The 13,825-nt window shown below is 58.9% G+C and carries 10 protein-coding genes; 7 read left to right on the top strand and 3 right to left on the bottom strand.

Annotation, left to right across the window (positions count from 1 at the left end; translation table 11 throughout):
* Positions 1-28: 28 nt before the first annotated feature.
* Positions 29-919, top strand: a complete 891-nt coding sequence (locus ACEN8R_RS21325) for an esterase/lipase family protein (RefSeq protein WP_018928464.1) — start codon at positions 29-31, stop codon at positions 917-919.
* 101 nt (positions 920-1,020) lie between these two features.
* Here ACEN8R_RS21325 and ACEN8R_RS21320 read toward each other — a convergent pair whose 3' ends face one another.
* Positions 1,021-1,896 carry a DMT family transporter gene (locus tag ACEN8R_RS21320; protein ID WP_495624350.1) on the bottom strand — a complete coding sequence of 292 codons (876 nt, stop codon included), beginning with the start codon at positions 1,894-1,896 and terminating at the stop codon, positions 1,021-1,023.
* Positions 1,897-1,994: 98 nt separating this feature from the next.
* Between ACEN8R_RS21320 and ACEN8R_RS21315 the strand changes: the two genes are divergently transcribed.
* The 3 genes from ACEN8R_RS21315 to ACEN8R_RS21305 all read left to right on the top strand — a co-directional run bounded on the left by ACEN8R_RS21315 (position 1,995) and on the right by ACEN8R_RS21305 (position 4,353).
* Positions 1,995-2,783: an AraC family transcriptional regulator gene (locus tag ACEN8R_RS21315; RefSeq protein ID WP_495019426.1), complete on the top strand. Its 789-nt coding sequence runs from the start codon at positions 1,995-1,997 to the stop codon at positions 2,781-2,783.
* Between the two features lie 72 nt (positions 2,784-2,855).
* On the top strand, positions 2,856-3,161 hold the full coding sequence (locus tag ACEN8R_RS21310) for a PsiF family protein (protein WP_064616040.1): 306 nt from the start codon (positions 2,856-2,858) through the stop codon (positions 3,159-3,161).
* Positions 3,162-3,339: 178 nt separating this feature from the next.
* On the top strand, positions 3,340-4,353 hold the full coding sequence (locus tag ACEN8R_RS21305; protein WP_018928460.1) for an AI-2E family transporter: 1,014 nt from the start codon (positions 3,340-3,342) through the stop codon (positions 4,351-4,353).
* Between the two features lie 130 nt (positions 4,354-4,483).
* Here the strand turns inward: ACEN8R_RS21305 and ACEN8R_RS21300 are convergent, their stop codons facing one another.
* On the bottom strand, positions 4,484-5,758 hold the full coding sequence (locus tag ACEN8R_RS21300) for an Hsp70 family protein (RefSeq protein WP_018928459.1): 1,275 nt from the start codon (positions 5,756-5,758) through the stop codon (positions 4,484-4,486).
* 296 nt (positions 5,759-6,054) lie between these two features.
* Between ACEN8R_RS21300 and ACEN8R_RS21295 the strand changes: the two genes are divergently transcribed.
* A complete protein-coding gene (locus ACEN8R_RS21295) occupies positions 6,055-7,002 on the top strand; it encodes a DnaJ C-terminal domain-containing protein (protein ID WP_018928458.1) in 948 nt (315 codons plus the stop codon).
* A 25-nt stretch (positions 7,003-7,027) separates the two neighbouring features.
* Positions 7,028-7,333 carry a chaperone modulator CbpM gene (locus ACEN8R_RS21290; RefSeq protein ID WP_018928457.1) on the top strand — a complete coding sequence of 102 codons (306 nt, stop codon included), beginning with the start codon at positions 7,028-7,030 and terminating at the stop codon, positions 7,331-7,333.
* 163 nt (positions 7,334-7,496) lie between these two features.
* Here ACEN8R_RS21290 and ACEN8R_RS21285 read toward each other — a convergent pair whose 3' ends face one another.
* Positions 7,497-8,624: a sensor histidine kinase gene (locus tag ACEN8R_RS21285; protein ID WP_495624349.1), complete on the bottom strand. Its 1,128-nt coding sequence runs from the start codon at positions 8,622-8,624 to the stop codon at positions 7,497-7,499.
* Between the two features lie 241 nt (positions 8,625-8,865).
* Between ACEN8R_RS21285 and ACEN8R_RS21280 the strand changes: the two genes are divergently transcribed.
* Positions 8,866-13,785: an NEL-type E3 ubiquitin ligase domain-containing protein gene (locus ACEN8R_RS21280; protein ID WP_495624348.1), complete on the top strand. Its 4,920-nt coding sequence runs from the start codon at positions 8,866-8,868 to the stop codon at positions 13,783-13,785.
* Positions 13,786-13,825 lie beyond the last annotated feature (40 nt).

Raw genomic sequence — 13,825 nt, 5'->3', positions numbered from 1 at the left:
ATCTCACCGACCACAAGGATGTTCATCCATGTCGCAGGGCTCTGCCACGCGTTACCCGTTGGTGCTGGTCCCGGGGATGCTCGGGTTTATTCGTCTGCTGCTCTATCCGTATTGGTTCGGGATCATTTCGGCGTTGCGCCGGGACGGTGCAACCGTGATCGCGGTGCAGGTTTCGCCGCTCAACTCAACCGAGGTGCGTGGTGAGCAATTGCTGGCACGAATCGAGGAAATCCTGCGCGATACCGGGGCCGAGAAGGTCAACCTGATCGGCCACAGCCAGGGCTCGCTGACCGCTCGGTATGCTGCGGCAAAACGCCCGGACCAGGTGGCGTCAGTGACCTCGGTGGCCGGGCCCAATCACGGTTCGGAGCTGGCGGACTACCTGCACGATCATTACCCGGCAGACAGCGCCAGGGGCCGATTGCTCACCTTTTTTTTGTGGTTGATCAGCGCATTGATGTGCCTGCTGGAAACCGGTTATCGCGGGCCGCGACTGCCGGTGGATATCCCGGCTTCGCATCAATCGCTGACCACGGCCGGCGTGGCGCTGTTCAATCAGCGTTATCCACAGGGGCTGCCTGACACCTGGGGTGGGCATGGCCCGGAAGTGGTCAATGGCGTGCGCTATTACTCCTGGTCCGGGACTTTGCAGCCGGGCAAGACCGATCGCGGGTGCAACCTGTTCGACGGCACCAACCGCAGTTGCCGGTTGTTTGCCAGAACCTTCGTGCGTGAAGCGGGGCATTGCGACGGGATGGTCGGGCGCTACAGCTCGCATCTCGGGACGGTGATTGGCGATCAATACCCGATGGATCACTTCGATATCGTCAACCAATCCCTGGGGCTGGTGGGCAAAGGGGCGGAGCCCGTGCGGTTGTTTGTCGAGCATGCCGCGCGGTTGAAGGCGGCAGGCGTTTAACCCCTGTGGCGAGGGAGCTTGCTCCCGTTGGGCTGCGAAGCAGCCCCCAGAATGCGACCGCCTTGCGCTCGAGCGGGAGCAGGCTCCCTCGCCACAAAGGGTTATGCGCGGCCCAACGTGGTAGTCCAGCGCTCGGAAAGAATCACTCCACCCAACGTCAACACCCCACCCACCAGGTGATACAACGCCAACTGCTCATGCAGCACCACCGCCGCAATCAGCGCCGTAATCAACGGCAGTAGGTTGAAAAACAGCGTGGTCCGGCTCGGGCCCAGGCGTACCACGGCCTGCATCCACGCCAGCGGCGCAAGCATCGAGGCCAGCAGACAGGCGTAAAGCACCAGCGGAATGTTATGCAGGGTCGGGCCGATTTTCGGTGAGGCGAGGAACAGCGGAAACAGCACCACCACCGCCACCAGTACCTGCAAATACAACAGCACCAGCGGCGGCAAGCGCAGCTGCCATTTTTTCAATAAGGTGCTGTAAATCGCATACGCCAGCGTGGCGATCAGCATCATCGCGTCGCCCAGGTTCACCCCGTGTTCGAGCAATGCGCCGAGGCTGCCGGACGACACCACCACCAAAACCCCCGCAAACGACAGCACCGCGCCGGCCAGCGCACCGGCGGTCAGGCGTTGGCCGAGGCTGATCATCGCCATGGCCAGCGACATCAATGGCATCAGCGACAAAATGATGCCCATGTTGGTGGCCGACGTCAGCGTTGCAGCGAAATAGGCCAGGCTCTGATAAACCGCCATGCCGAGTACGCCGAGGATGAAGATCCTCCCCAGGTTTGGGCGTATGACCGGCCAATGGGCGATCACTGGCTTAAGCATGAAAGGCGTGAACAGAATCCCGGCCAGCAGCCAGCGGTAGAAGCCGATTTCGGCGGGGAAGATTGCGCCCACCGCGAGTTTGTTGATCACGGTGTTGCCAGCCCAAATGAAGATGGCCAGCAGGGGATAAGCGTATTGCATCGGGAAAAAGCCAGAACGTTAATGAGGGGCAATTATCCGCCTGTCTGGATGCAAGCCTATACTGCGATCCAGACAATCTGCCCCTGATTCCGGACAGCATGAACAGTAAACACATCGACCTGCTGGATTTCAGCGAACTGCCGTCGGCGGTGTATTTCCGCTATGCCGACTTCAGCGCTCACGAATACGCTGCGCCTCACCGGCATCCGTGGGGCACGCTGGAGTACGCCGCCCATGGTGTGCTGCACATGGATGTCGACGGCAGCCGCTTCATGTCACCGCCGCAATACGCGGTATGGGTGCCGCCCGGGACCGAACACAGTTTCTATAGCCATCAGCCGATCAACTATCGCGCGGTCTGCCTCGCGCCGACGCTGTGCCGCGATCTGCCGCAACAGGCCTGCACCCTGGCGATCAGCGACATCCTCAAGGCGATCCTGAAAGACTTCGCCGCCCGCGATGTGAAAATTCCCGAGCACGACGCGGACCAGCGTCTGGCTCAAGTACTGGTGGACCAACTGCAACAGGCGCCCATGCATGAGTGCTATTTGCCCTACGCCAGCAGTCCCGGGTTACTTGGCATTCTGGAAGCCTTGCAGGCCGAACCTGGGGATAACCGGCCGTTGGCGTATTGGGCCGGGCAGGTTCACGTCAGCGAACGCACGTTGGCCCGGCAGTTTGTTCGCGAGTTGGGCATGAGTTTCGGTGAATGGCGGCAACGGTTGCGGTTTCTGGCGGCGATCGAAGCGCTGGACAGCCACCGCAGCATTCAGGAAATCGCCTTCGACATGGGTTACAGCACCGGCTCGGCGTTTATCGCGATGTTTCAGCGCCAGGCCGGGTGCACGCCGGAACAGTATCGGCGCAGCCATCTTGATAGCAGATGAAGGTGTAACAGGCTTTGTCTACACTCCAGAGCGAGGCCGTACCCATCGGTGCGGTAACAAGGAGAAAACTCCATGAAGATGTTGCGTGCCCCGTTGTTGATGATCGGTCTGCTGCTCTGCTCCCAGGGTTTTGCTGCCACTGCCCAACAGAACAAAATGACTACCTGCAATGCCGAAGCTACCGCCAAGAGCCTCAAGGGCGATGAGCGCAAAGCCTTCATGAGTACCTGCCTCAAAGCCGCGCCGGCCGCCGATGCCGCCAAGCCCATGACACCTCAACAAGAAAAGATGAAAACCTGTAACGCCGATGCCACTACCAAGGGCCTCAAGGGCGATGCACGCAAAGCGTTCATGAGTGAGTGCCTGAAGAAAAAATAAGCAGTGTGGGGCGAGCCTGCTCCGGACGGCGATCCGACGATGCAGGCGACTAGGTATCACGCAGAACCGCGTTGATGCTATCGCGAGCAGGCTCGCTCCCAAGGTTCGTGTTTGCTCGCTTCGGCGCCGGAACGCTGGCAGACTGCCAATCCTTTCACGTCGTTCGTTTTGAGGCTGTATGTCAGCGTTTTCTCAGCGTCAGGTCTTGTTGCTCATCAGTTGGGTCATTATTTTTGGCGGTTTGCTGCTGGTGATCCCTCTGCGATTGCTGCCCAGCCTGCTGGCCGGGTTGTTGGTGTTCGAACTGGTCAATATGCTCACGCCGCAATTGCAACGGCTGATCGAGGGCCGCCGTGCGCGCTGGCTGGCGGTGGCGTTACTGGGGACTTTGGTGGTCAGTGTGCTGGCGCTGATCTTTGCCGGTGCGATCAGTTTTCTGCTGCACGAGGCGGAAAACCCCGGTGCTTCCCTCGATAAATTCATGGGCGTGGTCGACCGCGCACGCGGGCAGCTGCCGCCGTTCATCGACGCTTATTTGCCGGCCAGTGCCGCCGAATTCCGAGTGGCCATCGGCGAGTGGATGAGCAAGCACCTCAGCGACTTGCAACTGGTGGGCAAGGACGCGGCGCACATGTTCGTGACGCTGCTGATCGGCATGGTACTGGGGGCGATCATCGCCTTGCAGCGCGTACCGGACCTGACCAAGCGCAAGCCCTTGGCCGCGGCGCTGTTCGACCGCTTGCACCTGTTGGTCCAGGCGTTTCGCAATATCGTCTTCGCGCAGATCAAGATTTCCCTGCTCAACACCTTCTTCACCGGGATTTTCCTCGCGGTGGTCCTGCCGATGTTCGGGATCAAGCTGCCGCTGACCAAAACCCTGATCGTGCTGACCTTCCTGCTCGGCTTGTTGCCGGTGATCGGCAACCTGATGTCGAACACCTTGATCACCATCGTCGGCCTGTCACTGTCGATCTGGGTGGCGGTGGCGGCATTGGGGTATCTGATTTTTATCCACAAGCTCGAATACTTTCTCAACGCGCGCATTGTAGGCGGGCAGATCAGCGCCAAGTCGTGGGAGTTGCTGCTGGCGATGCTGGTGTTCGAAGCCGCGTTCGGCCTGCCGGGGGTGGTGGCGGGGCCGATTTATTACGCGTACCTGAAGAGTGAGTTGAAGCAGGTGGGGATGGTTTGATCCCGTGTTGATCTAATTGTGGCGAGGGAGCTTGCTCCCGTTGGGGCGCGAAGCGGCCCCCCTTATCTCCAAAAGAAGGGACTGCTGCGCAGTCCAACGGGAGCAAGCTCCCTCGCCACAGGGTTTCAGGTCAATCCATCGGGCCGTAACGCTTGGCCGCCTCGATCGCCAACCCGCTGCCGATGCTGCCGAAGATGTTGCCTTCCACATGCTGCGCCTTCGGCAACATTGCCGAGACGCTGTTGCGCAGTGCCGGAATCCCGCTCGAACCGCCAGTGAAGAACACCGTATCTACCTGATCGACCCGCACATTGGCGTCGTTCAGCAATTGGGTCACGCTGTTGCGCACCCGCTCCAGCAGGTTGTCGATGGCGGATTCGAACAGCGCACGAGTCAGTTCCACACTCAAACCGGGCTCGATGCGGTCCAGCGGCACATGACGGCTGTCGGCGTGGGTCAGCTGGATCTTGGTCTCTTCCACTTCCATCGCCAGCCAGTGCCCGGCGCGCTGGTCGATCAGCTTGAACAGGCGATCGATGCCGCCGGTGTCTTCAATGTCGTAACGCATGCTGCCCAGGGCCAGGGTCGATTTCTGCGAGTACACCGAGTTGATGGTGTGCCAGGTCGCCAGGTTCATGTGGTGGCTGGTGGGCATGTAGGCGCCGCTCTTCATACGGCTGCCGTAGCCGAACAGCGGCATCAGTCCTTGCAGGCTCAGCTGTTTGTCGAAATCGGTTCCGCCGATGTGCACGCCACCGGTGGCGAGAATGTCGTCGTGACGGTTGTCGTGCCCGCGTCGCTCAGGGGACAGGCGCACCAGCGAGAAGTCCGACGTACCACCGCCGATGTCGACAATCAGTACCAGCTCTTCCTTTTCGATGGTGGATTCATAGTCGAACGCCGCTGCAATCGGCTCGTACTGGAACGAGACGTCCTTGAAACCAATGGCGCGGGCTACGTCCACCAGGGTGTTCTCGGCTTCCTGGTCGGCCAGTTCATCGTCATCGACGAAAAACACCGGACGGCCCAGCACCACTTCCTCGAACTCCCGACCGGCAGCGGCTTCGGCGCGCTTTTTCAACTGGCCGATGAACAGCCCGAGCAGGTCCTTGAACGGCATCGCCGTGCCGAGGACGCTGGTGTCGTGCTTGATCAGCTTGGAGCCCAGCAGGCTCTTGAGCGAGCGCATCAACCGGCCTTCGTAACCTTCCAGGTACTCGTGCAGCGCCAGCCGGCCGTACACCGGGCGGCGTTCTTCCATATTGAAGAAGACCACCGAGGGCAGGGTTATCTTGTCGTCCTCCAGCGCGATCAGCGTTTCCATGCCGGGGCGCAGCCAGCCGACGGTGGAGTTGGACGTGCCGAAGTCGATACCGCAGGCACGGGCTGGAGATGCGTTTTTCATGTCTTTCAAGTTCCGGTTAAAAAACGGCCGCGCAGTGTATGTCAGTGCGGCGCAGATTCGAAGGCCGACTATCTGTTAAATCACATTGATCTACGCTTGAAAGATGCGCCATCACCCCCAAACTTCCCTGCATAGGTTTGGCAATCCTTGGGCGACAGCAAGAACTGCGCCTGGCTGCCGATAAACTACTGATGCGCTGCCCGGTCACAAAATTGAGATTGATCAATCAAGACGCTGTAAACCAGAGCATGCTGTACCGAGTGGCGCGATTTCGATAATGGATGGTGATTCCCTCGATGGACTTCAAAGACTATTACAAGATTCTCGGCGTGGAGCCGACTGCGGACGATAAGGCGATCAAGGCCGCCTATCGGAAGCTGGCGCGCAAATACCACCCCGATGTCAGCAAGGAAAAGGACGCCGAGGCCAAGTTCAAGGACGCGTCGGAAGCCTATGAAGCGCTGAAAAGCGCCGACAAGCGCGCCGAATACGACGACTTGCGCAAATACGGTCACCACGGCCAGCCGTTCCAGGGCCCGCCGGGTTGGCAGAGTCGTGGTGGTTTCGGAGGCGGTGGTCAGGACACGGGCGATTTCTCGGACTTCTTCAGTTCGATCTTCGGCAACCGTGGTTCGGGTTTCGGTGGTGGTGGACGGTCGGGCCATAGCGCCGGTCGTCGAGGGCAAGACGTGGAAATGGAATTACCGGTTTTTCTGGAAGAAACCCTCTCGACCGAATCGAAGAAGGTCAGCTTCCAGGTGCCGCAGTACAACGCTGCCGGCCAGCATGTCAGCAACACCAGCAAAAGCCTGAACGTGAAGATCCCCGCCGGCGTGACCGACGGCGAGCGCATCCGCCTCAAGGGCCAGGGTGCTCCGGGCATCGGTGGCGGGGCCAATGGCGACCTGTACCTGACCATTCGTTTTGCGCCGCACCCCAAATTCGATGTCGAAGGCGAGAACCTGATCATCACCTTGCCACTGGCACCGTGGGAACTGGCACTGGGGACCGAAGTCGCGGTGCCGACCCTGACCGGCAAGATCAACCTCAAGGTTCCGGCCGGCAGCCAGAACGGCCAGCGCATGCGCGCCAAGGGCCACGGCCTGATGCACAAGGCCGGGCACCGTGGTTACCTGTTCGTGCAGCTCAAGGCGGTGATGCCGAAAAAACTCGACCATGACGTCAAGGCGTTGTGGGAGGAGTTGGCGAAAAAAGCCGCTTTCGATCCGCGAGAGAATTTTTGATTCCGAGATAAGGAGGAGCCCAATCATGAGCGACCCCGTGATCGTTCTATTGGACCTGGCAGAATTCTGTGAGGCGACCGAGTTGTCGGACGTGCATGTGATCGAGATCGTCGAACACGGCATCCTCGAACCACAGGGTACAGAGCCCAAGGATTGGCGTTTCACCGACTACGAACTGGTTTTGGCCAAGCGCGCCGCCAAGCTGCGGCGCGACCTGGAGCTGGAATGGGAAGGTGTCGCCCTGGCGCTGGACCTGCTTGACGAGGTCCAGCAACTGCGGGCCGAGAACCGCATGCTCAAGCAGCGGTTGGGGCGCTTGGTGATCGAATAGCTGTAAACACTAAACCTGTGGCGAGGGGGCTTGCCCCCGTTGGGTTGCGTAGCGACCCCAAATCCGGTCATCGCGGTTTTTCAGACTGACCGCATGCGTCGATTTTACGACTGCTGCGCAGCCGAACGGGGGCAAGCCCCCTCGCCACAGCGGTCCCAAGGCGTTACACCTTCCTGGGCAACACCACGCTAAACAGTGTGCCCTCAGCCTCGCTGGAACTGACCTCGATCGTCCCTTGATGGGCATCAACCACTTCCTTGACGATGAACAGCCCCAGGCCAAGGCTGGTGCTCGGCCCGCCGAGTTCTTCGTCGGCACTGCGTACCAGTGGATCGAAGATTGTGCCGATGACCTCGGGCGGAATCGGCGCACCGTCGTTGTGCACGGTGAGGCGAACGCTGTCCGTTTCACCCCTGAGGCTCAGCTTGATCACGCTGTGGTTCGAACCGTGCTGCAAGGCATTGCCGATCAGGTTCTGCAGCATTTGAGCGAGCCTTCGGCCATCCCAAATACCCCGGGTATCGCCTTCGACGCTCAGTGCCGGATCGCATTGCGGATGAGCAGCGCAAGCCTGGGCAATCGCTTCGCGCGCCGTCTCGGCCAGGTCCATGGGCGCCGGTTCGATTGGCAGGCGCTTGCCCAGGCGACTGCGCACCAGTTCCAGCAAATCGCTGACCAGCACCGCCATGTTCCGCGCGCCATCCTTAATATTGTTGGCACAGGCCAAAGCATCGCCTTCAAGCGTTGCTTTACGCAGCAGTAACTCGGCGGACATGCTCACTGCCTGCAATGGCGCTCGCAAGTCATGCCCGAGTATCGCCAGAAACAGATCCCGTGAATGGTTGACCTGTTCGGCATAGGCGGCGGTGGATTCGGCGAGGGCCTCATCGATGGCTTCGTTGAAACGGATCATGTCCCGGAAATAGGTCAGGTCCGGTGACTCCAGGCTGTCGACCCACAACCGAATCACACAGGCCCGCAAATGGCGGAACTCGCTGGTCATTTGCACCAGGTCGAAGCCCACGGTATGCCGCAGTTCGCCATGGCTGGCACCCGCTTCATCCAGGCTTGGGGTTTTCTCCGGGCCTTCGCCCTTGGCCTTGGCGAGCTGTTCGCTGGCGGTTTGCGCGGTGGTCATGTCCCGCGCTGCCGCGAGCAGAATTGCCTTGGCGTGATCGCGCAAGGCTGCTCGATCCATGCACTCGGCCGCCGGGGTGATCGTTCTGGCGAACTGTTCCCATTCATCGACGATACGGTCCACGTGTTGCCTGATGAATTCGGATAAGCGCATGGCCGTTACCTGCCTGGAGAGTCTGGGCATCTTAGCCTCTTTGTAGATCGGTAAAAACTACCGCTGACACGCCGGATCATGCTTGCAGGTCTTGCAGGTGGTACTTATTTGTTTTTTAGATTCTTAAGTTGGAAGGTGTTGTTTGTTTTATCGCTATTTTCCAACAGTTATTTAATCTTTTGTTTTTTCAGGTATTGAATAAGCTTGGCGTTCTTCTCAAATGCATAGGGATACATGCGCAATGAATGAATTGTCAGAAGGGGGCGTTTCCAATATTTCTCAAGAGATGACAGCAGGCGCCAATGTTTATTTGAATTATCTTGCAATCAAAGTTCCCGCATTCATAAAGAAACCATCGGTATCAAGTTTTGTATCAACGACTGATATGAAGCCGGACGTTCCCGAGTGGTACATCAAGGCGAGTGCTATCAACCGTCAATATCTCAACGAACTCATCAGTGAGCGGTGGCGGTTGCAAGACAGCCTGGATGACACACTGGGCGATTTGCAAAAGGACATCAATAAGTTCGCCGAACCCTTGCTTGTTCAGGCCCTGAAAGAAAAGCTGAACCTGGATCTGGATGTTCATGCGACATCGGTACGGCTTTATATTCCGGCCCTCCTGGGTTTTGGCGTTGACACCAATGCCAGTCAGCTCAGGCAGTCAACTCTGCTGGAGGCCGCCCTCCATAACTTCGAGGACTCTGAAACCCGTGCTGGCGCCTTTCGTGATGGCTCCGGCATTTTCATTACCGACGCCGAAGGAGCCCTGAGGCGCCATTCATTGACCATCGAGAGTTTTGCGAGCCTTTGCAGGGATCTGGATCTCGGTGCGCAATATCAGCGGCACATCAAAGGGTTGCTGGCCCCTTCGGCGGTTGATGCCAAGGCCTCGCTTGAGCAGCACTTCATCGGGACCGAAAAGGCCGCGTTCAATGAGTCAGCGCTGATTGCCTATTTGAAGAGTGATATCACTTCTTATGCATATGGCAAGTTGCAGCAACTACGAGACAACCAGACAAACATCACGATGGGCAATCGCCCGTTACAGTCTCATCGGCTGACTCTTTTGGGCGTGAAGCTGTCGGGTATCGTGTTGTTTAGTGCAGTGGCTGATCCGACACGAGTAAAGCGAATCTACAACAGCCTGGTTCCGGCAGACCAACGAACAATGATGGAGTGGTCGCGCAAACTGGCCATTTTACCCGGGCAGGAGTTTGATCAATTCAAACTGCTCAAGGCCTTTTTTGCCAACGGGCCAAGCGGTGTGGTCGACGAGGTGCTGGGCAGGAACGATATTTTTACGCAGAGCCGGCTCGATGGCACCTTGATCGCCTACGTCCCTGATGACCCTGAACATCCCTTGAAGGAATATCCGTCCTTCACCGACTTCATGAAGGCGCTGACGAGCCAGTTGCGCTCGTCGGACTATCAGCAGTTCTTCAGTCGGTTCGTACCGCAAAAAGACCAGGGCAGGTTTTTCGCTCGCGTCAGGGAGCGCTTCAGCACCTTCACCTGGCAGCAGCGGGAGCCGTTGAACATGGGGCCATGGTGGCGGGAAACCGCAGTGGAAAACCCCGACGCAGAACCGATCACCCATGTGATCGAAGGCGCGCTCTGGCCTCAGTTCAGTCGATGGCGGCGCGACAAGGCCATCGCCGATGCGCGACATATCGCCGTGCCCACTGGCGATGAAGATGCCAATGCCCGCTGGGCGCGGCTGAGGAGTTACGCGAACATCGGCTGGAATGTGTTCAACTTCGGCGCAATGCTGGTGCCTGGCCTGGGGGAGGCCATGTTGGGCGTGATGGTCGGGCAAATGCTGCTCGAAACCATGGAGGGCATTGAGGACTGGAGCAAGGGAGACAAGGAAGAAGCGTCGGCGCTTCTGTGCGGTGTCCTGATCAATGCTGCCCAGTTGGCAATCATGGCGGCAGGGCATGTTTTACCCACGGGCGCAGCGCTAGCGGTCCGGCCTTCATCTTTTGTCGAACAGCTGAAGCCGGTGGTGCTCGCTGACGGCAAGACCCGTCTCTGGAATCCGGACCTGAGTCCGTATGAACATCAAGTCAGTCTGAGTCCGGGTACGAAGCCAAACGAGCGAGGCCTGTATCTGCACAACGATCAGGAATTCCTGTCGATCGGCGGTAAATACTTTGCGGTGCAAGACGATCCACTCACGGGGCAACCGCGGATTCTCCATCCGGATCGAGCGATGGCCTACCAACCGAAGCTTGAACACAATGGCGCAGGCACCTGGCATACCGAGCTCGACCGCCCTGTCGAATGGACCTCGACCGAGCTCATGCGGCGGTTGGGGGCGAGGGTAGAAACGTTCGACGATGCAACGCTTGAGCAGATCCGGATCGCCAGTGGCGTCGAAGCAGATGTGCTGCGTCGGCTGCATGTCGAAAACGAAGCACCGCCGGCGTTGCTGGTCGACACGATCGAACGGTTCAAGACGTGGTCGGACACGGGGAAGCTGCCACAGAGCGGTCTGTCGCCATCAGACAATGCCAATGTGCGGGTGCTTCAGGATGCTTTTGCACAATTGCCCGACGGCGTGGCCGAGGAACTGCTGGCCGCCGCTGCTCCGGCGGATTTGCGAGCACTGGCCGAACAAAAGCGCATTGCCTTGCATCTGCGGCAACAGGTGCGGGCGGCCTTGCTGGAAGTACGTTTGGCGCGCGCCTATGAAGGGCTGTTCCTTGACTCGATGCACGCTCCGGATACGGAACGGCTGGCGCTGCACACCCTGGAAACCTTGCCGAACTGGCCGGGCGACGTGCGCATTGAAGTTCGCGAACATTCGTTCACCGGGCACCTGCGCGACAGCATTGGCCCGGAGAACGCACGTACGCGCAAAGTGCTGGTCAGCACGGACGAGGGCTATGAAGCGCGGGATGCCGAGGATAACCATCTGCGGGGTGCCGACGATCTTTTTTCATCCGTCTTGCACGCTCTGCCCGACGCCGAACGCAAAGCGCTGGGGTACGAGATCTATCAAGGCGCGAACCTCAAACGCAGTGTTCAAAATGCCCCGTTGGCGCGTGACAAGCTGCGTCCGATGCTGGCGGACAACCCTCTGCGCAAGCCCGCCTACGATCCCGAAACGATGAAGTTGCGCGGTGGCATGTTTGCCCCCCAGGGCATTCGACAACTGACCGGCCGAGTGACGCCGCAGGAGCGGGTCAGGAGTGTGCGCCCCGGGTGGACGGAAACCGAGGCCCAGGCTTACCTGGACGGCGGGGGCGACGACGTTACTCCGGAACAGCGGGCAAGCGCATTGGAGGCGGAGTTCGATCGTCTCAATGCCAATTTCCGGCACTGGCTCAATTTACCCACCGAAGCGTTCAGGTACAGCCCTGCCGGCATTGCCGAATGGCAGACCCGAAACTCGATCTACACAACCATTCGCCAGTGCTGGCAGCACACCGGGCCCAGGGATGTGGACCCTTTGGGAAATATGTACGGGACAGCGCTTGATTTCAGAAACGTTCCCCTGGGGCGACACTTGGGAAGCATGCCTCTGTTGGAAGCCGATTTTCAGCACGTCACCAGCCTGAACTTGCTGGGCACTGGAATGAACGATGCCCATGTCACGTTTCTGGTTCATTTTCCGAAACTCCGTTCGCTGAATCTCACCGGTAACCAGCTCACGCAATTTCCTCGTGCGGTGGGGCGAATGCGTGGGCTGACCGAACTGAACCTCGGCGATAACCGGATAGTGCTGGATGCCCAGGGAGCTACCTATTTGAGATGGCTCTCCCGGCTGAAAAGTCTGGATCTGCAAGGAAACCCGTTGGGGAGAGTGCCCGACATCGGTGGGATGCGCATGCTGCATACCCTGATGCTGGGTGACACCGGGATTGATACCTGGCCGGAGGGGCTGTTCGCTCAACCCAGGTTCCGGCATTTTTACCTGAGCCTGCAGCGCAACGAACTGACCGTTATCCCGCAGGTTACGCCCGGCTCAGCCTCCGCGGAGCTGTTGGCGCGCACGGTATTGAATCGCGATCCGCCGTGGTTGTCGGCCGAGAACCTGGAAACGCTCAGAGGTTATATCCGGTCCGTCGGCCTGGACCCCGATCGTCCGTATCCGCCTCGCGGCGTGCGCGACAGTCTTGATTGGGAGGAAGGCTTGACGCGACCTGAGTGGGTGGCCAAACAGGATGTTTGGAACAGCGTTGAGGATGAGTTCGGCTCAGTGCCTTTTTTCAATCAGATCAGGAAACTCACCCAATCAACCGCCTTCAGAACTGACAAAGCCTTCAGGGTGGACATGACGCAAAAGCTCTGGCGAATGCTGGAGGCCATGTCCAAGGACAGCGAGCTGCGGCGCAATCTTTTCGTCATGGGCAGGGAGGAGGTCACTAACTGTGTTGACGCCGGGGCGCAGTTGTTCAATGCGATGGGCGTAGAAGTGCTGATCCATGAGGCTTACGCATTGGCCAACCCGGGCCTGGTGGAGGCCGAACTGGTGCAGCTGGCCAGAGGCAAGTCGCGGCTGGACGAGTTGAGCCGGATCGCCCACAAAGTGGTTGCCGAGCGCCTGGAAAATGGTGAGCAATTCAGGACTGTCGATGCTGAGGGCGCAGTGTCGGGAAGTATCGATGAAGTCGAGGTCCACCTGGCTTACATGACGGATCTGGCAGAGCGACTGGACCTGCCCTGGCAGTCCCGTGATTTGCAATTTCGCACGCACACCGGTGTGACTCCCGAGATGATCGAGAGTGCGTATCAGCGGGTCATGGAGCTGGAAACCGGCGATTTACTGCGTGATTCGATCATCGAACAACCGTTCTGGGAAACATACCTACGGGGCACAAATCGAAGCGCCTTCAAAGTTTTCAGGCGCCGAATCGATGCAACGACTGAGTTTTACATGGCGCTTGAAAAGAGGGCCTCCGAACCGAACCTTTCGTTGCAGGCAAAGGCCGATCTGAAGCAGGAGCTCCGGGTACTCGCCGCTGAACTGGGTAAGCTGGAAAGCGAAATTGCTCCGGGCCAGGTCATGACTGACCAAGCCTATGCCGCCGAGTTGAACCTGATCGATATCGAGATGAAAACGCTGCTTAAAACCCTGACCCAACAGGCGATGGATCGGGCGAAACTGCAAAGGGTGGACATCGCCTTTATGAACGCACCAGCAACGGATTGACCTGAGAAACAGCTAACCCGGTACGAAGAATGACACCCCT

The organism is Pseudomonas sp. Pseusp15, from assembly GCF_059492165.1.
This window is presented reverse-complemented; position numbering and strand designations above follow the sequence as displayed.